Genomic DNA, 20191 nt, shown 5'->3' on the forward strand with positions numbered 1-20191 from the left:
CGCGTCTGTCGCGCTGGTTCAGAGCCAGCGCGGCAGCAGGATCAGCGCCCAGCTCAGCACCACCAGCATCAGCAGCACGAACACCGCGGCCGAGCCCATGTCCTTGGCGCGCCCGGCCAGTTCGTTGAATTCGGGGCTGACCTTGTCGACCACCGCCTCGATCGCCGAGTTCAGCAGCTCGGCCGACAGCACCAACAACGGGGCCAGGATCAGCGCGAACTTTTCCAGCCCGCCATGGCCCAGCCACAGGCCCAGCGGCACCATCACGATGGCCAGGCAGGCTTCCAGGCGAAAGGATGCCTCGTGCTTCCAGCCAGCGCGCAAGCCCTTCATCGACCAGCGGAATGCGTTCCAGACCTGCTTCGGACCACGAAAACCTTCGGCGGCCATCAGCGGACCCGCCGTCCGGCCGGTGGTCGCTGTGGTGATAGGGTGGAATCGGGTTGGGGCATGGTGGGCCGGGCTCCGGGAAGCGGTGATGGCAGGCGCCTGATGATGCCACAAGCAGCCGTCCGCACACGGCCCGCGCCACCTTCCCAAGCACCTGCGGTGCATACCTGTCATGTCGCAGTGCAGCTACACCCTGCCGGCGGATGGGTTAGGCTTCGTCGGTTGTGGTCCGTTCAGGATCACATGCCGAAGGCGCGTGCCAGCACGCCGCCATGGTCTGAAACCCGCACGGAAAATCTATGGCAACCCAGAACCCGCCCGTCTCGCAGACGAAGTCCTTCAGTACCGTCTTCCTGATCGAAATGTGGGAGCGCTTCGGCTTCTACGGCATGCAGGTGTTGATGGTCACCTACATGGTGAAGAAGCTCGGCTTCGTCGACAGCAAGGCCAACCTGATCTGGGGCGCCGCCGCGGCGCTGATCTATGCGACGCCGGCCATCGGTGGCTGGGTGGGCGACAAGCTGATCGGCACGCGCCGCACGATGCTGATCGGTGCCGTGGTGCTTGCGCTGGGCTACGCGATGTTGTGGATCCCGACCAACAACGCCTACTTCCTGTACGTGGCGCTGGGCGTGATCATCGTCGGCAACGGCTTCTTCAAGCCGAACGCCGGCAACCTCGTGCGCAAGATCTACGAGGGTGACGACACCAAGATCGACAGCGCCTTCACCATCTACTACATGGCGGTGAACATCGGCTCGACCATCTCGATGCTGCTGACGCCGTGGATCCGCGATTACGTTGGCGCGAAGTACGGCGACGCCTGGGGCTGGCACACCGCCTTCGGCGTCTGCGCGATCGGCCTGGTGCTGGGCCTGATCAACTACTCGCTGATGTACCGCACGCTGCAGCACATCGGCTCGCCGGCCGACGACGAGCGGGTCGACTTGAGGAAGCTGGGGCTGCTGGCGCTGGCGGCCATCGGCATGGTCTTCGTGTCGGCCTTCATCCTGCAGAATGAAATGGTGGCGCGGATCTGCGTGTATGCCGCCGGCGTGGTGATCCTGGGCATCTTCATCCACCTGATCCGCAGCAGCGAACAGCATGAGCGGGCCGGCCTGGTCGCCGCCCTGGTACTGGTCGCGCAGACGATCTTCTTCTTCATCTTCTACCAGCAGATGTCGACCTCGCTGAACCTGTTCGCGCAGCGCAACGTCGACCTCTCGTTCGACCTGTTCGGCTGGCACCTGTTCAACTGGATTCCCGAGCAGTTCCAGTCGCTCAACGCGATCTGGATCGTGCTGCTGAGCCCGGTGCTGGTCTTCATCTACAACAGCATGGGCAAGGTCGGCAAGAATCCTTCGGTGGCCGCGAAGTTCGCCTGGGGTTTCGCCGCGGTGGCGATCGGCTTCTTCATCTACGGCGTGGGCGCCCGCTTCGCGGTGAACGGCCAGGTGTCGTCGTGGATCATGGTGTGGGGCTACGGCCTGTACTCGCTGGGCGAGCTGCTGGTCAGCGGCCTGGGCCTGGCGATGATCGCCCGCTACGTGCCGGCGCGCATGGGCGGATTCATGATGGGCGCCTACTACGTGGCCTCGGGCATCTCGCAATACCTGGGCAGCGTGGTGGCGAACTTCGCCAGCATCCCCACCGACATCAAGGACCCCCTGGTGTCGCTGCCGATCTATACCGCGCTGTTCAACAAGCTCGGCCTCGCCGGCGTGGGTTGCACGGTGATCGCCATTGCGATGCTGCCGCTGATGAGCAAGCTGTCGGCCAGCCACTCCGATGCGGCGACCAACAACAAGCCCCTGCCGCCGGTGCGCAGCGAGGAATTCAACACGCCGTAAGTGGTCCATCGAAGCCCGCCGTGCATGTCGCGGCGGGCTTCGACCGTCCAGCAAGCCAGGAAGATCACCATGCCTCACCGATCCGCCCAACGTATCGGTCCGTTTGCACTGACGCGGACGCTGGCCTGGCTGCGGATCTGCGCCATCGCCGGACAGAGCACTGCGGTACTGGTCTGCGCCTGGTGGATGCGACTGAACGTGCCGTTGCTGCCCCTGCTGATCGGCATCGGCGTGCTGGCGGTGTTTTCGGTATTCGCCGCCTGGCGGCTGACCCAGCCGTGGCCGCTCGGCGAGTGGGAGGCGGTGGGACACATCGCCTTCGATACCCTGGTACTCGGCTACTTGCTGTATTTCAGCGGCGGCGCCAGCAACCCGTTCATCACCCTGCTGCTGGTGCCGATCGCCTTGAGCGCCGCGGCGCTGTCGGCGCGGGCGGTCCTGGCCGTGGCAGCACTGGCGGGCATCGCCTACGTGCTCCTGCTTTACCAGCATGTACCTCTGCCGATGTCGATGCACGGGGATTCACCGAACCGCTTCTCGTTGCACGTCGCGGGGATGGGCGTGAACTTCGTGATCAGCGCGGTGCTGCTGGGGTTTTTCATCAGCCGGCTGGCCCGCGTCCTGCGCCTGCAGCAACTCGAGGTGCAGCGGATACGCGAACGCGCATTGCGCGACGAAGGCATCCTGGCCATCGCCACCCAGGCCGCCGGTGCGGCGCATGAACTCAACACGCCGCTGTCGACGATGCGCACCCTGCTGCCGGAGCTGCGCCGCGAACACGCCGGCGAAGCCACACTGTCCGAAGACCTGGAGCTGCTCGAAAGCCAGGTCGATCGCTGCCGCACGATACTTCGCGAGATGGTCGCGTTCGGCAAGGCGCAGCTGTCGCAGGAACCGGAGCGACTGCGGCTCGACCAGTTCATCCACGGCTGCCTGGAGCGCTTCCAGTTGCTGCGACCGGAAGCCGAGCTGACGGTGACGCTCGATCCGGAGCTGGCAGGCACCGTTCTGCGCACGCCGCCGGGGCTTCGCCATGCGCTGATCAACCTGCTCAACAATGCGGTCGACGCCTCGGCCGCCAATCAATCCGACGCCATCGCCCTGGAGGTTTCGCGCGACGGGCCGTGGCTGCAGTTGTGCGTGCGCGATCACGGGCCGGGCTTCGACGATGACCCGGAGATCACCGCGCTGGGTCATTCGCAGAAACAGGCCGGCCTGGGCATCGGCCTGGCGTTGGCCGAAGCCACGGCGGAGCGACTCAATGGCGAGCTGGTTGCCGGCAATACCGGACGCGGCGCCAGGGTCTGCCTGCGCCTGCCGCTGGCGGTGATCGCCGAAAAATAGCCCGGCGCGCGTGCAAGTCGCGCCGCTTCCGGCAAGAATGGACGCTGGATCACCATCAGGACCCCCGCGATGACCGAGTTGCCCCAAGCTGCCACGGCGCGCCCGCTGCTGCTGGTCGACGACGATGCCACCTTCCTGCGCGTACTGGCGCGTGCGCTGGGCTCGCGCGGCTTCGAGGTGATCACCGCCAGCAATTTCGACGAGGCCCGCGCACTGACGCGCCGGCACCATCCGCGCTACTGCGTGCTCGACCTCAAGCTGGGCGAAGAAAACGGCCTGCGTCTGATCCCCGAACTGCACACCCTGGTGCCCGACCTGCGCGTGCTGCTGCTGACCGGCTACGCCTCGATCGCCACTGCGGTGGAGGCGATCAAGCGCGGTGCACACGACTACCTGGCCAAGCCGGTCGACGCCGATGCCGTGGTGCGCGCCCTGCTCGATGGCGACAGCGAAACCGACGACGCCGACCTGCCCGACACACCGGAACAGCCGCTTGCCCTGCGCCGACTGGAGTGGGAACACATCCAGCGCGTGCTGACCGAATGCGACGGCAACATCTCCGAAACCGCCCGCCGCCTCGGCATGCACCGCCGCACCCTGCAGCGCAAGCTGAGCAAGCACCCGGTGCGCGAACGGCCCGAACGCGAAGACTGATTCGCGTAGGGCGGGCACTGCCCGCCGCTTCTCCCGGAACCGCAAGAGCCGGCGGGCATTGCCCGCCCTACGTGCCGTCGGCACCTTTCGCCGCGCCCGTGCATCCCATGGCCGTCCCCCGCTGCGACAACACGCCATCTGTCGTGCGCATGGCAGCGGACTATCCTTGCAACCCTAGACCCCCATCCAGAGTATCGCTTGAACGCCCTCCCGCTCGGCCTTTGCGCTGTCGCACTCGCGGTGTCTTCCAACCCGCTGCCGGCCGCCGATACCGCCCTGCAGACCACCACCCTCACACCGGTCTCGGTGCACGCCAGCGACACCATGGTGATGGAGACACCCAGCGTGCAGGTGCGGGTAAAGCGGGCGCAACTGCAGCAGCAGAACGTCACCGAGAGCGCCGATGCGCTGAAGTACGCGCCGAACATGATGGTACGCAAGCGCTACATCGGCGATCCGAACGCGGTGATCAGCGGTCGCAACGCCGGCACCCTGCAAAGCGCACGCAGCCTGGTCTATGCCGACGGCCTGCTGCTGTCCAACCTGATGACCAACGGCTGGGACGGCGCGCCGCGCTGGGGCATGGTGGCGCCGCAGGAAATCGGCGCCGTCGACATCCTGTACGGCCCCTATTCCGCGCTGTATCCGGGCAATTCGCTGGGCAGCACCGTGCTGATCCACACCGTGCTGCCGCAGCGGCTGACCGCCAGCGTGAGCACCCAGTTCTTCAGCCAGGACTACCACGACGCGTACGGCGCCGGCGGCCACTACAACGGTCACCAGGCCGCCGCCACGCTGGGCAACAAGCAGGGCCGCTGGAGCTGGCTGCTCGAATACAGCCGACTCGACAACCGCGGCCAGCCGATGCAGTACGCCACGGCCCGGGCCGGTGGCGACCCCGCCCTGGCCGTGCCGGTGACCGGCGCCACCGCCGACCGCAACCCGAACGGCAGCGCGCGGCTGGTCTACGGCGCCAACAGCATCGAACACACCGTGCAGGACCAGGCCAAGCTGAAAGTGGGCGTCGACCTGGGCGAGCACGTCGCCGCGCTGTTCACCGTGGGCTGGTGGCACAACCGCGCCGAGGACTTCACCCGCAGCCTGATCCGCGACGGCGACGGCAACCCGGTCAATGGCGGCGTCATCAGCGCAGGCGGGCAGACCTGGACGCTGCCGGCCAGCGGCCTGGCGCCTTCCTCGGCCAGCGACACGCACATGCTGTACGGCATCGAGTTGAACGGCCATCTCGACAACGGCTGGCGCTGGACCGCGGTGGCCAGCCACTACGACTTCCTGCGCTCGCTGGCCGGCAGCGCGAACAACGCCGAACCGGGCCGGCCCGTCAACGGCCCGGGCACAGTCGCCGACAAGGCCGGCTCGGGCTGGGACACTCTCGACCTGCGCAGTTCCGGTCCCATCGGTGATCGTCACATGCTGTACGCCGGCATCCATGCCGATCGCTACGTGCTGGACAGCCAGCTGCGCAACGCCAGCCACTGGCTGGGCGATGCCGACGGCGCGCTGGTCAGCGCGTTCGGTGGCCGCAGCCAGACCCGCGCGCTGTACCTGCAGGATGTATGGAGTTTCGCCGACGCATGGGCGCTGACCCTGGGCGGCCGGCTGGAACAATGGCGGGCCTACGACGGCCTGCGCAGCAACGGCAACACCACGTTGCGCTACGCCGACCGGCAACGCACCGACTTCTCGCCCAAGGCCGCGCTGAGCTGGGACTTCGCCGAAGACTGGGAACTGCGCCTGGCTCATGGCAAAGCAGTGCGCTACCCGACCGTGAACGAACTGTTCCAGGGCAGCCTGTCGGCCAATGCGATCGTCAACAACAACCCGGACCTCCGGCCCGAGATCGACGAATCCACCGACCTCACGCTGAACCGCCACCTGGAAAACGGTCACTGGCGCATTTCGCTGTACCAGGACCGCATCGCCGATTCGCTGTATTCGCAGACCGACATCACCGTCACCCCCACGGTCACCAGCGTGCAGAACATCGACCGCATGCGCAGCCGCGGGCTCGAGGGCGAGATCACCCTCACCAACCTGTGGCTGGACGGACTCGACGTGCAGGCCAGCGTGGCCTTCAACAACGCCCGCACCCTGGACGACAGCCAGTATCCGCTGGCCAACGGCAAGCTGTTCCCGCGCATCCCGAAAATCCGCGCCAGCGTGTTCGCCGATTACCGCTTCGCGCCGCAATGGGACGCCTCGCTGGGCATCCGCCATTCCGGCCGCCAGTACGGCACGCTGGACAACAGCGACCACGTCGACAGCTACGGCGCGGTAAGCCGCTTCACCGTAGCCGACGCCCGGCTGCGCTGGTCCTTCGCGCCCGGCTGGACCGCCGCGCTCGGCGTCGACAACCTGACCAACGAACGTTACTGGGTCTACCATCCCTACGCTGGCCGCACCTGGTTCGGCGAGCTGCGCTGGGAGTTGTGAAGAGCTGCCGGACCCCGCGCGCGATACTCCCTCTCCTGCTCGCAGGGGAGGGTTGGGGTGGGGTCGCTCTTGATCGCCAAAGTCAAAAGCACCCCCTCCCAACCTCCCCCTGCGACCGAAGGAAGTCCCTTTGGGGAAAGCAGGGGGAGGAGCAAAACCCGAGGAGCATTCATGCGCCACCTGCTGATCATCCTGCTCTGCCTGCTCTCGCCCGCCGTGTTCGCCCACGACGGCATGCACATGGACATGCCCAAGGGCCCCGAGCTTGGCGCCAGCGCCGCGTTCGACAGTCACGGCCGGCTGTACGTGGTGGACGCGGCGGACGGTCACGTGCGGCTGCGCCACTCCGATGATGACGGCCGCACGCTGAGCGCGCCGGTCGAGGTGAACGCCGTGGCGGAACGCATCTACGCCGAAGGCGAGAACCGGCCGAAGCTCGCGTTCGGGCCGCATGACGCGATCTACGTCAGCTGGTCGCAGCCGCGCACCGCACCGTGGACCGGTTTCGTGCGCTTCGCCCGTTCGACGGATCGCGGCGAGCATTTCAGCGAACCGCTCACCGTGCATCATGACCATGCCGAGATCACCCATCGCTTCGACGCGCTGGCGGTGGACGGCAAGGGCCGCATCGTGATCGCCTGGATCGACAAGCGCGACCTGGTCGCTGCCGACGCCGCGAACAAGCCCTACCTCGGCGCTGCGGTCTACTACAGCTGGTCGGAGGACGGCGGCGCCAGCTTCGTGCCCGAGCGCAAGCTGGTCGACCAGAGTTGCGAATGCTGCCGCATCGCGCTGGCGCACACGCCCGACGGGCACGTCGCGGCGTTCTTCCGCAGCATCTACGGCGACAACATCCGCGACCACGCCTATGCCGTGTTGCGCACGGACGGCCGGGACAGCACGGTCCGGCGCGCCACTTTCAGCGAATGGCATATCGCCGGCTGTCCGCACCACGGTCCCGGCCTGGCGATCGGCGCTGACGGTGTCCGCCACGCGGTGTGGTACGAGGCGAAGAGCGCGCCCACGATCCACTACGGCCAGCTCGATCCCGGTCACCCGCCGCAGCACGCGACGACGATCGCCGCCGCCGGCGCCAGCCACGCCGACGTGGCCGTGCACGGCCACACCGTGTGGGTGGTGTGGAACCAGGTCGGCGCGGATGGCTACACGCTGATGCTGCGCCGCTCGACCGACAACGGCGCGCACTTCGACGCGGAACGCGCCATCGCGCACAGCGGCGGCGCGGTCGGCTCACCGCAGTTGCTGACGAAGTCGGGCCAGGCCTTCGTGGCCTGGAATACGGCGCAGGGATTTCGCCTGATCGGGACAGCGCCATGAAGCGCCTGCTGCCGCTGCTGTTCCTGCTGCTGCCAGCACTGGCCTGCGCCGGTTCGCTGCAACCGCTGGCCGCCGATGACGTGGCCGCCCTGCTCAAGCCACCGGCGCACGGCGAGCGCATCATCGCGCTGTGGGCGCTCGATTGCGCCTACTGCGAACCGAACCTGCAGGCGCTGGCCAGACTGCAAGGCCAGCATCCCGACGAGATCGAGCTGGTGCTCGTGACCACCGACGGCATCGAGCAGGCCGCGACGATCGAGGCGCGCCTGCGCGGTATGAAGATGGACGGCTATCCGAACCGCGCCTACGCCGAAGCGTCGCCCGAACGCATCAACTTCCTGCTCGACCCGCACTGGGGCGGCGAGACACCGCGCGTGCTGATGATCCGCGCCGACGGCAGCCGGCTCGGCATCAGCGGCGCGCTGACGCCCGCGCAGCTGCGCAAGCTCCTGTAGGGCACCGCGCGCTTACGGCTGGGCGACGCTCTCGGCCGGCGCCGGCTCGGGGATCTCGGTGGTGCCATCGTCCTCGTCACCGTACAGCGCCACGTGTGGTACGCCGTCGGCGCCGATCCAGCCGCGGTACATGCCATCGGTGTTGAACGGGATCGAGATGTGGCCTTCCGCATCCAGCGCGATCGCGCCGCCGTTGCCACCCATCGACGGGATTTCCTGGTTGATCACCTCGGCCGCGGCGCGCTTCAGCGGCACGCGCATCTGGGTCACCTTCATGCAGATCTCGTGCGCGGCCACGGTGCGGATGTAGAACTCGCCCCAGCCCGTACCCGACACCGCGCAGCCCGAGTTGGCATAAGTGCCGGCGCCGATGATCGGCGAATCGCCGATGCGGCCCCAGCGCTTGTCGGTCATGCCGCCGGTGGACGTGCCGGCAGCCAGGTGGCCCTGCGCATCCAGTGCCACCGCGCCCACGGTGCCGAAATGTCTGGCCGTCTCGACGTCCGCATGGGGCTGCTTCGCTGCGTCCTCCTTCAATGCCTTTTGCAACTGCTGCCAGCGCTCCTCGGTGCGGAAATAAGCGGGATCGACCAGGGTGATGCCCTGCTCCTTCGCAAACGCCTCGGCACCGTCACCGGAAAGCATCACGTGGGGCGAATGCTCCATCACCGCGCGGGCCAGCAGGATCGGATTCTTCACCCGCTGCACGCCGGCCACCGCGCCGGCACGCAGCGTATAGCCGTCCATGATCGCCGCATCCAGCTCGTTCCTGCCGTCATGGGTGAACACCGCGCCCTTGCCGGCGTTGAAATTCGGATCGTCCTCCAGCACGGCGAGTGCGGCGGCGACCGCGTCCAGCGCCGACTTGCCCGCCTTGAGCTCGGCGTAGCCGTTTTGCAAAGCCTGCGTCATCGCCGCGCGTACCGCCTGCTCCCTGGCCGGCGTCATGTCGCGCTTGATCACGCCAGCACCGCCGTGGATCACCAGGACGGGTGACACGGCGGCATGGCTCATGGCGGTGATTCCGATGGCTGCAAGGGCGGCAAACAGATGACGCGATTTCACGACACTCTCCCGGACGGTGACCGGGCGAGTATAGCCATCCTTCCGCGTCACTTCGGCGCGAAGTGCACCCGTTTTTTGCCCTCCAGCTCAACCTTCACGCCGGCAAGGTCGGCCACCCGCTGCAATGCGGTGCCGGCCGGCATGTCGTTGAACGACAGCGTCACGGCACCCTGCCCCAGCGCGTCCGGATTGACCAGAGTCCAGCCCGCCTTCTTTGCGATCGACTCCGCCGCAGCGCGCGTGGTGCCGTTCGTGATGTGCTCGGTCACCTTGATCGGCGATGCCTCGGCGAGCACCTGGGCCGGGCAGCCTGCCTGGGGCGTGATGTCGATGACATAAGCCTGCTTGCCATCCACGCCCTTGCCATTGGCGTGCAAGGTCTGGCCCAACGCGCCGCGCAACCGGCTATGCGCAAGCGACGCGGTGCCGTTGCTGCCCACCGCCAGATCGATGCGCAGCTGGCCATCGACAGGCACGGCGGTTGCTTCCACCATCACTTCACCCACGCTTGCCGTCGCCGTCTTGCCCGACAGCGTGCACAGCGCCATCGCCGCTGTTTCCGCATGACGCCTGTGCCCGTCATCGGTCGACAATTCAACCTGCATGTCGAGCTGGTACTGCGCTCCCGCGACTGGGGGACTCGTGTGCGTCGCCTGCGGCGCGCTGGCGGCATAGACCGAACCGCCCACGATGATGGCGAGAGCGAAACCGGCGACGGCTCCGGCACCCTGGCGTCGGCGATTCGGTGAAGGCTGTTTCAACATGGCAATGCGCTCCGTGAGTGGATGACGAGGAGACCAGGCGCAACCCACCGGCAGCGCGAATGCGGCCGACTGGGTCTTCAACATCGCGTTCGCATAGCTACGCCGCTGCTCGCCGTGTTCGCGCAGCACGGCGGCGTCGCAGGCCAGTTCCTGGTCGTGGCGAAGTGCGGCAAGCGCCCACCAGGCCAGCGGGTGGAACCAGAACAGCGCGACCGTCAGCTGGGCGAACAGGCACCACCAGCCGTCGTGGCGGCGCGCATGCGCGATCTCGTGCGCGAGGATCAGCATGCGTTCGCTGGCGTCGTAGCGCTGCTCGAAATCCGCCGGCAGCACGATGCGCATACGCCAGGCGCCGACCAAAGCCGGGCCGACATCCGTGCCGACGGCGCGCAACACCGGCCAGCGCGACGAAGAGAAGGGCATGGCGGTGGCTCCGCGCAGGCAGCGCCGGTAGCGCTGCTGCACCAGCGCGGCCAGCACCAGACTGCACACGCTGCCGGCGACCCAGGCCAGCATCGCAAGGACGCGCCAGTCGATGGCACCTGATGCCGCCGCATGCACCGGCAATGCAGCGGCAGCCGAGGTGATCGCGATCACCACCGGCGACAGCACCACGACCGGCGCTTCAGCCACATGCGGCAGCTGGCTGGCAAGCATCCCCAATGGCGGCAGCAGCCACAGCTGGAATGCGCGCTCGGCGCCGAATAGCCGGCGGCATGGCCGGCGCAGCAGGGCCGCCACCAGCACGGCGACGGTGAAGGCGAGGACCAGCAACCAACCGCGTGCCAACCAGTCAATCGCTGCGAGTTCATTGCTCATCGTCGGGTTCCTTCAACAGCTTGATCGGTCGCAATGCACGAACGGCTCGCGTCATGGATTACTTCTTCTCGAAGCGCACCTGGTTGCCTTCGAACACGGCCTCCTTGTCGCTGATGTCGGCAAACATCTTCATGGCCAGTTCGACGGGGATTTCATCGAAATCCATCGAGGTGATAAGGGTGTTGGTGAGCGCCTCCGGATTGACCAGCGTCATCCCCGACCTCGCGGCGAGCGACACGGCGGCGGCCCGCACAGGCTGATTCCTGGCCACCAGACGAACCAATTGCAGCCGGCCGCTCGTTGCAGCACTGGCCTTTGTCGTCATGTGCGAGTCGGGAGGCGTGCTCGCGGCGTAGACCGAGCCCATCGTGACCGCCGCGAGGGAGAGCCCCGTCATCATTCCGATACTGCGACGAACACGACCTGGCCGAGGCAGCTTCAACATGGCAATGCGCTCCGTGAGTGGATGACGAGGAGACCAGGCGCAACCCACCGGCAGCGCGAATGCGGCCGACTGGGTCTTCAACATCGCGTTCGCATAGCTGCGCCGCTGCTCGCCGTGTTCGCGCAGCACGGCGGCGTCGCAGGCCAGTTCCTGGTCGTGGCGAAGTGCGGCAAGCGCCCACCAGGCCAGCGGGTGGAACCAGAACAGCGCGACCGTCAGCTGGGCGAACAGGCACCACCAGCCGTCGTGGCGGCGCGCATGCGCGGTCTCGTGCGCGAGGATCAGCATGCGTTCGCTGGCGTCGTAGCGCTGCTCGAAATCCGCCGGCAGCACGATGCGCATACGCCAGGCGCCGACCAAAGCCGGGCCGACATCCGTGCCGACGGCGCGCAACACCGGCCAGCGCGACGAAGAGAAGGGCATGGCGGTGGCTCCGCGCAGGCAGCGCCGGTAGCGCTGCTGCACCAGCGCGGCCAGCACCAGACTGCACACGCTGCCGGCGACCCAGGCCAGCATCGCAAGGACGCGCCAGTCGATGGCACCTGATGCCGCCGCATGCACCGGCAATGCAGCGGCGGCCGAGGTGATCGCGATCACCACCGGCGACAGCACCACGACCGGCGCTTCAGCCACATGCGGCAGCTGGCTGGCCAGCATCGCCAATGGCGGCAACAGCCACAGCTGGAATGCCCGCTCGGCGCCGAACAGCCGGCGGCATGGCCGGCGCAGCAGGGCCACCACCAGCACGGCAGCGGTGAAGGCCAGCACCAGCAACCAGCCGCGCCCGAGCCAGTCGATCGCGGCCTCACTGCTCATCGTCGAGCTCCTTCAGCAGCTTGCGCAGCTCGGCGATGTCCTTCTTCGACAGTTTGCGCTGCTCGGAGAAGTGCGCCACCAGCGGCGCCACGCGACCGCCGAACAGGCGGTCGAGCAGGCCCTTGCTCTCCTGCTGCACGTACTGCTCGCGGGTCAGCAGCGGCGTGTAGAGGTAGCGGCGGCCGTCGCGCTCGGCGTGCACGGCCTTCTTGCGCAGCAGGCGGTTGAGCAGGGACTTGACCGTGCCTTCCTGCCAGTTTTGCGCCGGGCCGACCTCGGCGAGGATTTCTTCGGCGGTACGCGGCGCTTCGCGCCACAACACGTCCATCACGACGGCTTCGGCTTCACTGATTGCCATGGGGCACCGTTTACATGTGTAAGTGGAATGATGTTTACACGTGTAATTGACTGCGTCAAGCCTCTTTCGCGTGGGCAGGAACCGTTTCGCCGCAGCGCCGGAACCCGATGCAGGGGTCGTCGGAACGACGTGACTCCTAAGTGGACACGCAGGCCTCGGACCTTGGTACAAGGTCGATCCGGTGCAATCCGTCGTATCCTTGTCAGCTGACTCTCCCTGCAGGAAGGCACAGCAATGGACAAGGTTTATCCCAGCGCCGCGAAGGCCCTTGATGGTCTGTTGGTCGATGGCATGACGATCGCGGCTGGCGGTTTCGGCTTGTGTGGCATCCCCGAGAACCTGATCGGCGCGTTGCTCGAAGCCGGCACGAAGGATCTGACCATCGTCGGCAACAACGCTGGCGTGGACGATTTCGGCATGGGTCCGCTGCTGAAGACGCATCAGGTGAAGCGGGTCTACGCATCGTACGTCGGCGAGAACAAGGAATTCGAACGGCAGACGCTGGCCGGCGAACTCGAACTGCACCTGACCCCGCAGGGTACGCTGGCCGAGAAGCTGCGCGCCGGCGGCGCCGGCATCCCCGGTTTCTACACGCGCACCGGCTTCGGCACCAAATTGGCCGAGGGCAAGGAGACCAAAGTCTTCGGCGGCAAGGAATACGTGCTGGAGGAATCGATCACCGCCGACCTGTCGATCGTCAAGGCGTGGAAGGGCGACGCGCACGGCAACCTGGTGTTCCGCGAGACCGCGCGCAACTTCAACCCGATGATCGCCACCTGCGGCAAGGCCTGCGTGGCCGAGGTCGAGCACCTGGTGCCGGTGGGCGAACTGGACCCGAACAACATCCACGTGCCGGGCATCTACGTCGACCGCATCGTGCAGGGCGCGAAGTACGAGAAGCGCATCGAGTTCCGCACCCTCGCCGGCGTGGTCGGCGCGAAGGAAAGCCCGATCCGCGTGGCGATGGCCAAGCGCGCCGCGCAGGAACTGCGGGATGGCTTCTACGTGAACCTGGGCATCGGCATCCCCACCATGGTGGCGAACTACATCCCCGAGGGCGTCAGCGTCACCCTGCAATCGGAGAACGGCCTGCTCGGCATCGGCCCGTTCCCGACCGAGGACCAGCTCGATCCCGACCTGATCAATGCCGGCAAGCAGACCATCACCACCCTGCCCGGCTCCAGCTTCTTCTCCAGCGCCGATTCGTTCGCGATGATCCGCGGCGGCCACATCGACCTGTCGATCCTGGGCGGCCTGGAAGTCTCCGCGCACGGCGACCTGGCCAACTGGATGGTGCCAGGCAAGATGGTCAAGGGCCCGGGCGGGGCGATGGATCTGGTCAGCGGCGTCAAGCGCGTGGTGGTGCTGATGGAGCATTGCGCGAAGGACGGTTCGCCGAAGATCAAGGAGCAGTGCGACCTGCCGCTGACCGGCAAGCAGGTGGTCGACCTGATCATCACCGACCTGTGCGTGTTCGCGGTCGAGAAAGGCAAGGGGTTGACCCTGCTCGAACTCAACGAAGGCGTGAGCCTGGACGACGTGAAGGCGAAGACCGGCTGCGCGTTCGACGTGGCACTGCCGACCCCGTGACGCTCAAGCGCGGCGGGCACGGCCCGCCTCGCTTCTGAAGCGGACGTGCCGGCAGACGATGTCCGCTTTACAAGCCGGCTTCCACCACCTCGGCGGGCAGCGGATGCGGAAAGTGGATGCTTGCCACGTTCTCCCTGCCGGGCAGGGTCTGCAGTTCCAGCGACCAGGCGAAACGGTCGCTGATCCGTTGGGCGATCGCCAGCTCGAAACCGTGCCGGTCCACGTTTCCCACCGGCGGGGAATGGGCGGACCCCGTTTCCAGCACCTCGGCATGATTGCGTACGCTGATCATCCCCGGCAGCACGCTGATCACCACCCGTCCCTGCTCGGTCTGCTGGGACGCGTTGCGGATCAGCTGCCAGCACAGCACCGACAATGCCTGCGGAGAGCCCTGCAGGGCAAACCGCGCAGGCTCTTCCAGCAGCAACTCGATGGGCCGACCCGACAGCATCTCGCGGGCGGCCTCCAGTTCTTCCTGCAGCACATCGTTGACGATGAAATGGCGATCGTCCATCGGGCTGTCCGCTTCGCGCGCCAGTACCAGCAGGGCCTCCACCAGGACTTCCATCTCGCGCGTGGCGCGCTTGATGCGGCGCACCGAACGGTTGCCGAAGTCGCTGAGCCCGTCTTCCTCGGCCAGCATGTCGACCGACATCTTGATCACGGTGAGCGGGCTGCGCAATTCGTGGCTGGCGTCACGGGTGAAGTTGCGCTCACGCTGGTTGTAGTTGGCCAGGCGCACGGCGAAGCCGTGCAATCCGCGGGTGAGCGAGGCCACGTCCGCATCGGTATGCGCCGACAACTGTTCGACCCGCAGCAGTCCGGGGTCCGGCGACTGGCCGTCCCAGCGGTTGACCACGCGTGCCAGCGCCCGTACCGGGCGCCATTCCCGCCGGGTGATGAACCATGCCAGCGCCGTGATCACCACGATCACCGCAATCACCAGGGGCGTGGGAATCACGTTATACATGCCCAGCACGCAGACGAAGACCACCGTCACGAACTGCAACGCGAAAACCATGGCAATGCGTCGACGGAACGCACCCGTCGGTGATGCGGCTATGGTGACCCGGCTATCCATTTCCTGTACTTGTCATCTCGGTCATGGCCATCTCTGTCACGGTCACTTCGGGTCACGCCGTCTCGGGCGAGGAAGCGACTTCGGATTCCAGATCCGCGAGTCGATAACCTGCCGAATGGATGGTGTGTAGCAGGGGGCGTGCGAAGGGTTTGTCGATGACCCGACGCAGGTTGTACAGATGCGAGCGCAAGGTGTCGGAGTCGGGCAGCGTGTCGCCCCAGATCTCGCGCTCGATGTCGCGTCGGCTGACCACGCGGGGCGACTCGCGCATCAGGATCGCCAGCAGTTTCAGGCCGATCGGCGAGACGGTCAGCTCCTGGCCCTCGCGGGTCAGTTGCAGGGTGGCGGTATCCAGCGTCATGTCGCCCACCGTGAGCACCTCGGTGGAGACCTGGCGACGGTCGCGGCGGATCAGGGCGCGCACCCTGGCTTCCAGCTCGCGCACCTCGAACGGCTTGACCAGGTAATCGTCCGCACCGGCTTCCAGCCCGGCAAGCTTGTCTTCCAGCGTGTCGCGCGCGGTCAGCATCAGCACCGGGGTGGATTTCTTGGCCTCCTTGCGCAGCTTGCGGCAGACCTCCAGTCCGTCCAGTCCCGGCAGCATCAGGTCCAGCACCAGCACGTCATAGCTGTTGGACACCGCCAGGTGCAGGCCGCTGACCCCATCGGCCGCGTAATCGACGGAATAGCCACGGCGTTCGAGAAATTCGCCCACCATCTCGGCGATCTGGCGGTTGTCTTCCACCAACAGAATCAGGCCTGCTTGCTCGTCGTGTACGGTCATGTCGTCAATCCCATCCGTGATTTCACATAAGTGAAGATGAAAGCGGCGCCAAGGTGAGGGGAATGTGAAACGACCAGCGACGATTCAGAGACCGTTGGGTTTGGCTCCCCGGCCCAACAGGGGTTGCAACTGCTGCCACACGGTGTCGAGTACCTGCGGCTGGGCCGCCGCGACCGGATGCATGCCGTCGGCCTGCATCTTCGCCGGGTCGAGCGCGATGCCTTGCAGCAGGAAGGGCACCAGCGCCGTGCCGCGGCTGCGGGCGAGGTCGGCATAGATCGCCCGCAGGCCATCGCGATACTGCGGGCCGTAGTTCACCGGCAGCTCGATGCCGACCAGCAGCACGGGCACTTTCGCCTGTTGTGCCGCCACGATCATCGCGTCGAGATTGGCGCGCAGCGCGGGCAACGGCAGGCCACGCAGGCCGTCATTGGCGCCCAACTCCAGCACCAGCACGGCGGGGTGGTACTTCTTCAGCAGGGTCGGCAGGCGGTTGCGTCCGCTCAACGACGTCTCGCCGCTGATGCTGGCATTGACCGCGGTCCATTTCGGCACCATGGTGGACAGACGCGCATCCAGCAGATGCACCCAGCCGGACTCGACCGGGATGTTGTGCGCGGCCGACAGCGAATCACCCAGGACCAGCACGGTGTTCGGCGTGGCGGCCTGCGCCGTGCCCAGCCAACCGAACAACAACCCGCCGCACAACCACCAACAAAGGCTTCGACGCATGAGTGATTCTTCCCGACCGCTGCTTGAAGCCCGCGATGTTAGCAAGTCGGTCGATGGCCCCGAGGGAAGGCTGGACATCCTCGACAAGGTCAGCCTGCAGATCCGCCCCGGCGAAAGTTTCGCCATCGTGGGCGCCTCCGGTTCCGGCAAGACCACCCTGCTCGGCCTGCTGGCCGGCCTGGATACGCCGAACAGCGGCGGCATCGTGCTGGACGGCCATGCGCTGCAGACGCTGGACGAGGAGGCCCGCGCCGACCTGCGCCGGCGGCTGGTCGGCTTCGTGTTCCAGTCGTTTCATCTGCTGCCGGCGCTGACCGCCGAGGAAAACGTGATGCTGCCGCTGGAGCTGGAGGGCAGCAGCGACGCCCGCGCCCGCGCCCGCGACGCGCTGGAAGCGGTGGGACTGGGCTCGCGCCGCCGGCACTACCCGGCCCAGCTCTCCGGCGGCGAGCAGCAGCGCGTGGCGATCGCCCGCGCCTTCGTCCACCGCCCCCGCGTGCTGTTCGCCGACGAACCCACCGGCAACCTCGACCAGCGCACCGGCCACCACATCTGCGACCTGCTGTTCGCCCTGAACCGCGACCACCACACCACCCTGGTGCTGGTCACCCATGACGCCACCCTGGCCGCACGCTGCGATCGGCGCATCGAGCTGGAGGAAGGGCGCGTGCTGCCGGCGCATGGGGAGCACGCGTGAACCTGTGGCGCCTGTCCCTGCGCAGCCTGCGCCGCGAATGGCATCTGCCGGAACTGCGCACGCTGGCCGCGTCGCTGGTGCTGGCCGTGGTCGCGCTCGGCGTGGTCGCCACCCTTGCCACGCGGATCGAACGCGGCATGCTGGCCAGCGCGGCCGAACTGATCGGCGGCGACCTGGGCATCTCTTCGCCACAGGCCTTGCCGGCAACCTACGCCGAGCAGGCGCGTGCAGACGGCCTGTCGCTGTCCCGCACCGCCAGTTTTCCCAGCGTGGCGTTCGCCCACGAACAGGCCCAGCTGCTCGACGTGCAGGCGGTCGATGCGACCTATCCGCTGCGAGGCACGCTGGAACTGGGCGGCACCGCGGAGCGCCGCAGCGGCGGACCGGCCAGTGGCGAGGTCTATCTCGACCATCGTGCGCTGGTCGCACTGAATCTGAAGGTCGGCCAGCCGCTGCAGCTGGGCGGCCGTGAACTGATCATCGCCGCCGAACTGATCCGCCAGCCCGATGGCGGCGAGCTGCTGGCGCTGGCGCCGCGCGCCCTGATGAACCTGGCCGATGCCGAACAGGCCGGCCTGCTCGGCGTCGGCAGTCGCGCCCGTCATCGCCTGTTGCTGGCCGGCACGCCCGCGGCCGTGCAACGCTGGCGTGACTGGACGCAGTCGACCGGCCTGCCGCAGGGCGCGCAACTGATCACGCCCGAGCAGACCCAGGAACGCATGCGCAGCGCCTTCGACCGTGCCGGTGCCTTCCTGCGCCTGACCGCCCTGCTCTCGGCGCTGCTGGCGGGCATCGCGATCGCGCTGTCGGCGCAGCGCTACGCTCGTCGCAAGACCGCCGAAGTCGCCCTGCTGCGCGCCCTGGGCACGCCGCGGCGGCGCGTGCTGGCACTGCTGCTGGGCACGCTCGCCGCCCTGGCCGTGCCGGCAACCTCGCTGGGCATCGTGCTGGCGCTGGGGCTGTCGCAGCTGGCCTGGCTGCTGGCCAGCCAGCTGTTCGGCAACGTGCCGACCCTGCTGCCGCTGCTGCCGGCATTCGCCGCCGCGGCGATGGGGATCGCCGTGCTGGTCGGCTTCGCCCTGCCACCGCTGGCGCGGCTGGCCGAGGTGCCGCCGGTGGCGGTGTTCCGCCAGAGCCTGCAGCGACGGGTGCGCCGCTTCGATGCGCTGTACCTGATTCCGCTGCTGGTGGCGCTGGGCCTGATCTGGACCCAGAGCAGCTCGCTGCAGCTGGCCGGCATCCTCGCCGCCAGCCTGCTCGGCGTGGCGCTGATCGCAGCGCTGCTTTCCGGCTCGCTGCTGTGGCTGGCCCGCCGCATTGCGCCTGGCGCGCATCCGGCTTTGCGCCTGGGTCTGGCCGCGCTGGCGCGACGCCCCGCGTTGAGCGTGATCCAGGCCACCGCGCTCAGCCTGGGGCTGTGCGCGCTGCTGTTGCTGGCCGTGGTGGCACCCTCGCTGCTGCAGGGCTGGCGTCAGGAGCTGCCGGCGGACGCACCGAACTGGTTCGCGCTGAACCTGCAGGACGACCAGCGCCCGGGTTTCGCGCAATCGCTGGCCGCGACGGGCGGCGACCAGCTGAACATGCTGCCGCTGGCCGTGGGCAAGCTCACCGCGATCAACGGACGGCCGATTGACCAGTTGCACTTCGAGGACCCGCGCGCGAAGGAATGGGTCGACCGCCAGCTGCGCCTGTCCTGGTCGGCCGAGCTGCCGCCCGCGAACGAGGTGGTCGCCGGCCATTGGCAGGGCGCGCATCCGGCGCGGGCCGAGGTCTCGGTCGACACCATGTGGCGCGACATGTTCGCCCTGAAGCCGGGCGACACGATGAGTTTCGACGTGGGCGAAGGCCGCATCGACGCCACCGTCAGCAGCGTGCGCAAGGTGGACTGGAGCTCGTTCCGGGTCAACTTCTTCCTGCTGCTCGATCCGGCCCACGCGGGCGACCTGCCGCACAGCTGGCTGGCCAGCTTCCACCTTGCCCGCGGCCATGCCACGCAGTTGGCGCAGCTGTCGCGCGACTATCCGAACCTCAGTCTGGTCGACGTCGATGCGCTGCTCGATCGGGTGCGCGAGATCATCGAGCGGGTCGGCAATGCGGTGCGCTGGATTCTCGGCTTCAGCCTGCTCGCCGGCGCGCTGGTGCTGATCGCGGCGCTCGCCTCCAGCGCGGCGGAAAGACGCCACGAAGCCGCGCTGCTGCGCACGCTGGGCGCCCGCCGGGGGCAATTGCGCGTGGCGGCCGCCTGCGAATTCGCCCTGCTCGGCCTGGTGGCCGGGCTGACCGCCGCGTTCGGCGCAGCGGGAGCCGGCCTGTGGCTGGGCCAGGCCGTGTTCCATATCGACGGCTTCGTGCCGCCGTTCGCACCACTGGTACTGGCGGCGCTGCTCGCGGCCTTCGTGGTGATGCTGCTGGGGCTGGCCGGCACCCGCAAGGTCAGCCGCACGCCGCCGATGCGCCTGCTGCGCGAGGGGTGAGCGGTTGTGAGTCTTTCAACCTCTCAGGCCGGACATGGACCGGACGTGCGCTGGAGGAAAACCACAGGAAGCGGTTTTCCT

At 67.5% G+C, this 20191-nt stretch carries 17 protein-coding genes; 9 read left to right on the forward strand and 8 right to left on the reverse strand.

Features of this window, described 5'->3' with window-relative positions; genetic code table 11:
* Nucleotides 1–18: 18 nt before the first annotated feature.
* Nucleotides 19–390 carry a diacylglycerol kinase gene (locus AC3A56_RS03640; protein ID WP_487769369.1) on the reverse strand — a complete coding sequence of 124 codons (372 nt, stop codon included), beginning with the start codon at nt 388–390 and terminating at the stop codon, nt 19–21.
* 299 nt (nt 391–689) lie between these two features.
* On the opposite strand from AC3A56_RS03640, the gene AC3A56_RS03645 reads away from it, so the two are divergent.
* From AC3A56_RS03645 to AC3A56_RS03670, 6 genes are all read left to right on the forward strand, one after another.
* On the forward strand, nt 690–2240 hold the full coding sequence (locus tag AC3A56_RS03645) for a peptide MFS transporter (RefSeq protein WP_487769370.1): 1551 nt from the start codon (nt 690–692) through the stop codon (nt 2238–2240).
* 69 nt (nt 2241–2309) lie between these two features.
* Nucleotides 2310–3584 (forward strand): ATP-binding protein, encoded by a 1275-nt coding sequence (locus tag AC3A56_RS03650; RefSeq protein WP_487769371.1) that lies wholly within the window; start codon nt 2310–2312, stop codon nt 3582–3584.
* Nucleotides 3585–3653: 69 nt separating this feature from the next.
* Nucleotides 3654–4238: a response regulator transcription factor gene (locus AC3A56_RS03655; RefSeq protein ID WP_056717845.1), complete on the forward strand. Its 585-nt coding sequence runs from the start codon at nt 3654–3656 to the stop codon at nt 4236–4238.
* A 198-nt stretch (nt 4239–4436) separates the two neighbouring features.
* The gene (locus AC3A56_RS03660) at nt 4437–6692 is read left to right on the forward strand and encodes a TonB-dependent receptor (protein ID WP_487769372.1); all 2256 of its coding nucleotides are present in this window, start codon (nt 4437–4439) and stop codon (nt 6690–6692) included.
* 171 nt (nt 6693–6863) lie between these two features.
* On the forward strand, nt 6864–8030 hold the full coding sequence (locus AC3A56_RS03665) for a sialidase family protein (protein ID WP_487769373.1): 1167 nt from the start codon (nt 6864–6866) through the stop codon (nt 8028–8030).
* Nucleotides 8027–8485, forward strand: coding sequence for a hypothetical protein (locus tag AC3A56_RS03670; RefSeq protein ID WP_056764093.1), 459 nt, complete (start codon nt 8027–8029; stop codon nt 8483–8485). The genes AC3A56_RS03665 and AC3A56_RS03670 overlap by 4 nt, the downstream gene beginning before the upstream one ends.
* 12 nt (nt 8486–8497) lie before the next feature.
* On the opposite strand, the gene AC3A56_RS03675 is transcribed toward AC3A56_RS03670, so the two are convergent.
* From AC3A56_RS03675 to AC3A56_RS03690, 4 genes are all read right to left on the reverse strand, one after another.
* Nucleotides 8498–9499: an isoaspartyl peptidase/L-asparaginase family protein gene (locus AC3A56_RS03675; protein WP_487769374.1), complete on the reverse strand. Its 1002-nt coding sequence runs from the start codon at nt 9497–9499 to the stop codon at nt 8498–8500.
* Between the two features lie 98 nt (nt 9500–9597).
* Nucleotides 9598–11133, reverse strand: a complete 1536-nt coding sequence (locus AC3A56_RS03680; protein WP_487769375.1) for a M56 family metallopeptidase — start codon at nt 11131–11133, stop codon at nt 9598–9600.
* A 58-nt stretch (nt 11134–11191) separates the two neighbouring features.
* Complete coding sequence (locus AC3A56_RS03685) at nt 11192–12346, reverse strand: M56 family metallopeptidase (protein WP_487769630.1); 1155 nt, start codon at nt 12344–12346, stop codon at nt 11192–11194.
* A gap of 37 nt (nt 12347–12383) precedes the next feature.
* A complete protein-coding gene (locus AC3A56_RS03690; RefSeq protein ID WP_056717839.1) occupies nt 12384–12752 on the reverse strand; it encodes a BlaI/MecI/CopY family transcriptional regulator in 369 nt (122 codons plus the stop codon).
* A 234-nt stretch (nt 12753–12986) separates the two neighbouring features.
* Between AC3A56_RS03690 and AC3A56_RS03695 the strand changes: the two genes are divergently transcribed.
* A complete protein-coding gene (locus AC3A56_RS03695) occupies nt 12987–14342 on the forward strand; it encodes a 3-oxoacid CoA-transferase (protein WP_487769376.1) in 1356 nt (451 codons plus the stop codon).
* Between the two features lie 67 nt (nt 14343–14409).
* Here AC3A56_RS03695 and AC3A56_RS03700 read toward each other — a convergent pair whose 3' ends face one another.
* The 3 genes from AC3A56_RS03700 to AC3A56_RS03710 form a co-directional block, all read right to left on the reverse strand.
* Nucleotides 14410–15363: a sensor histidine kinase gene (locus tag AC3A56_RS03700; RefSeq protein WP_235577719.1), complete on the reverse strand. Its 954-nt coding sequence runs from the start codon at nt 15361–15363 to the stop codon at nt 14410–14412.
* A gap of 112 nt (nt 15364–15475) precedes the next feature.
* Nucleotides 15476–16207 carry a response regulator transcription factor gene (locus AC3A56_RS03705; RefSeq protein WP_056717836.1) on the reverse strand — a complete coding sequence of 244 codons (732 nt, stop codon included), beginning with the start codon at nt 16205–16207 and terminating at the stop codon, nt 15476–15478.
* Nucleotides 16208–16291: 84 nt separating this feature from the next.
* Complete coding sequence (locus AC3A56_RS03710) at nt 16292–16939, reverse strand: arylesterase (protein ID WP_056717835.1); 648 nt, start codon at nt 16937–16939, stop codon at nt 16292–16294.
* On the opposite strand from AC3A56_RS03710, the gene AC3A56_RS03715 reads away from it, so the two are divergent.
* Together AC3A56_RS03715 and AC3A56_RS03720 are read left to right on the forward strand one after the other, a co-directional pair.
* Entirely contained in the window at nt 16938–17636 is a 699-nt protein-coding gene (locus tag AC3A56_RS03715; RefSeq protein WP_056717834.1) for an ABC transporter ATP-binding protein, read from the forward strand. The two genes, AC3A56_RS03710 and AC3A56_RS03715, sit on opposite strands and share 2 nt — an antisense overlap.
* Complete coding sequence (locus AC3A56_RS03720; RefSeq protein ID WP_487769377.1) at nt 17633–20110, forward strand: ABC transporter permease; 2478 nt, start codon at nt 17633–17635, stop codon at nt 20108–20110. The genes AC3A56_RS03715 and AC3A56_RS03720 overlap by 4 nt, the downstream gene beginning before the upstream one ends.
* The last annotated feature ends 81 nt before the right edge of the window (nt 20111–20191 follow it).

Source organism: Rhodanobacter sp. Soil_C_14 (assembly GCF_057657335.1).

Coding starts and splice junctions, on each gene's coding strand:
- AC3A56_RS03680 (WP_487769375.1), bottom strand. CDS start 11,133: ATGAGCAATGAACTCGCAGCGATTGACTGGTTGGCACGCGGTTGGTTG.
- AC3A56_RS03665 (WP_487769373.1), top strand. CDS start 6,864: ATGCGCCACCTGCTGATCATCCTGCTCTGCCTGCTCTCGCCCGCCGTG.
- AC3A56_RS03715 (WP_056717834.1), top strand. CDS start 16,938: ATGAGTGATTCTTCCCGACCGCTGCTTGAAGCCCGCGATGTTAGCAAG.
- AC3A56_RS03690 (WP_056717839.1), bottom strand. CDS start 12,752: ATGGCAATCAGTGAAGCCGAAGCCGTCGTGATGGACGTGTTGTGGCGC.
- AC3A56_RS03710 (WP_056717835.1), bottom strand. CDS start 16,939: ATGCGTCGAAGCCTTTGTTGGTGGTTGTGCGGCGGGTTGTTGTTCGGT.
- AC3A56_RS03650 (WP_487769371.1), top strand. CDS start 2,310: ATGCCTCACCGATCCGCCCAACGTATCGGTCCGTTTGCACTGACGCGG.
- AC3A56_RS03670 (WP_056764093.1), top strand. CDS start 8,027: ATGAAGCGCCTGCTGCCGCTGCTGTTCCTGCTGCTGCCAGCACTGGCC.
- AC3A56_RS03655 (WP_056717845.1), top strand. CDS start 3,654: ATGACCGAGTTGCCCCAAGCTGCCACGGCGCGCCCGCTGCTGCTGGTC.
- AC3A56_RS03645 (WP_487769370.1), top strand. CDS start 690: ATGGCAACCCAGAACCCGCCCGTCTCGCAGACGAAGTCCTTCAGTACC.
- AC3A56_RS03700 (WP_235577719.1), bottom strand. CDS start 15,363: ATGGTTTTCGCGTTGCAGTTCGTGACGGTGGTCTTCGTCTGCGTGCTG.
- AC3A56_RS03675 (WP_487769374.1), bottom strand. CDS start 9,499: ATGAGCCATGCCGCCGTGTCACCCGTCCTGGTGATCCACGGCGGTGCT.
- AC3A56_RS03640 (WP_487769369.1), bottom strand. CDS start 390: ATGGCCGCCGAAGGTTTTCGTGGTCCGAAGCAGGTCTGGAACGCATTC.
- AC3A56_RS03705 (WP_056717836.1), bottom strand. CDS start 16,207: ATGACCGTACACGACGAGCAAGCAGGCCTGATTCTGTTGGTGGAAGAC.
- AC3A56_RS03695 (WP_487769376.1), top strand. CDS start 12,987: ATGGACAAGGTTTATCCCAGCGCCGCGAAGGCCCTTGATGGTCTGTTG.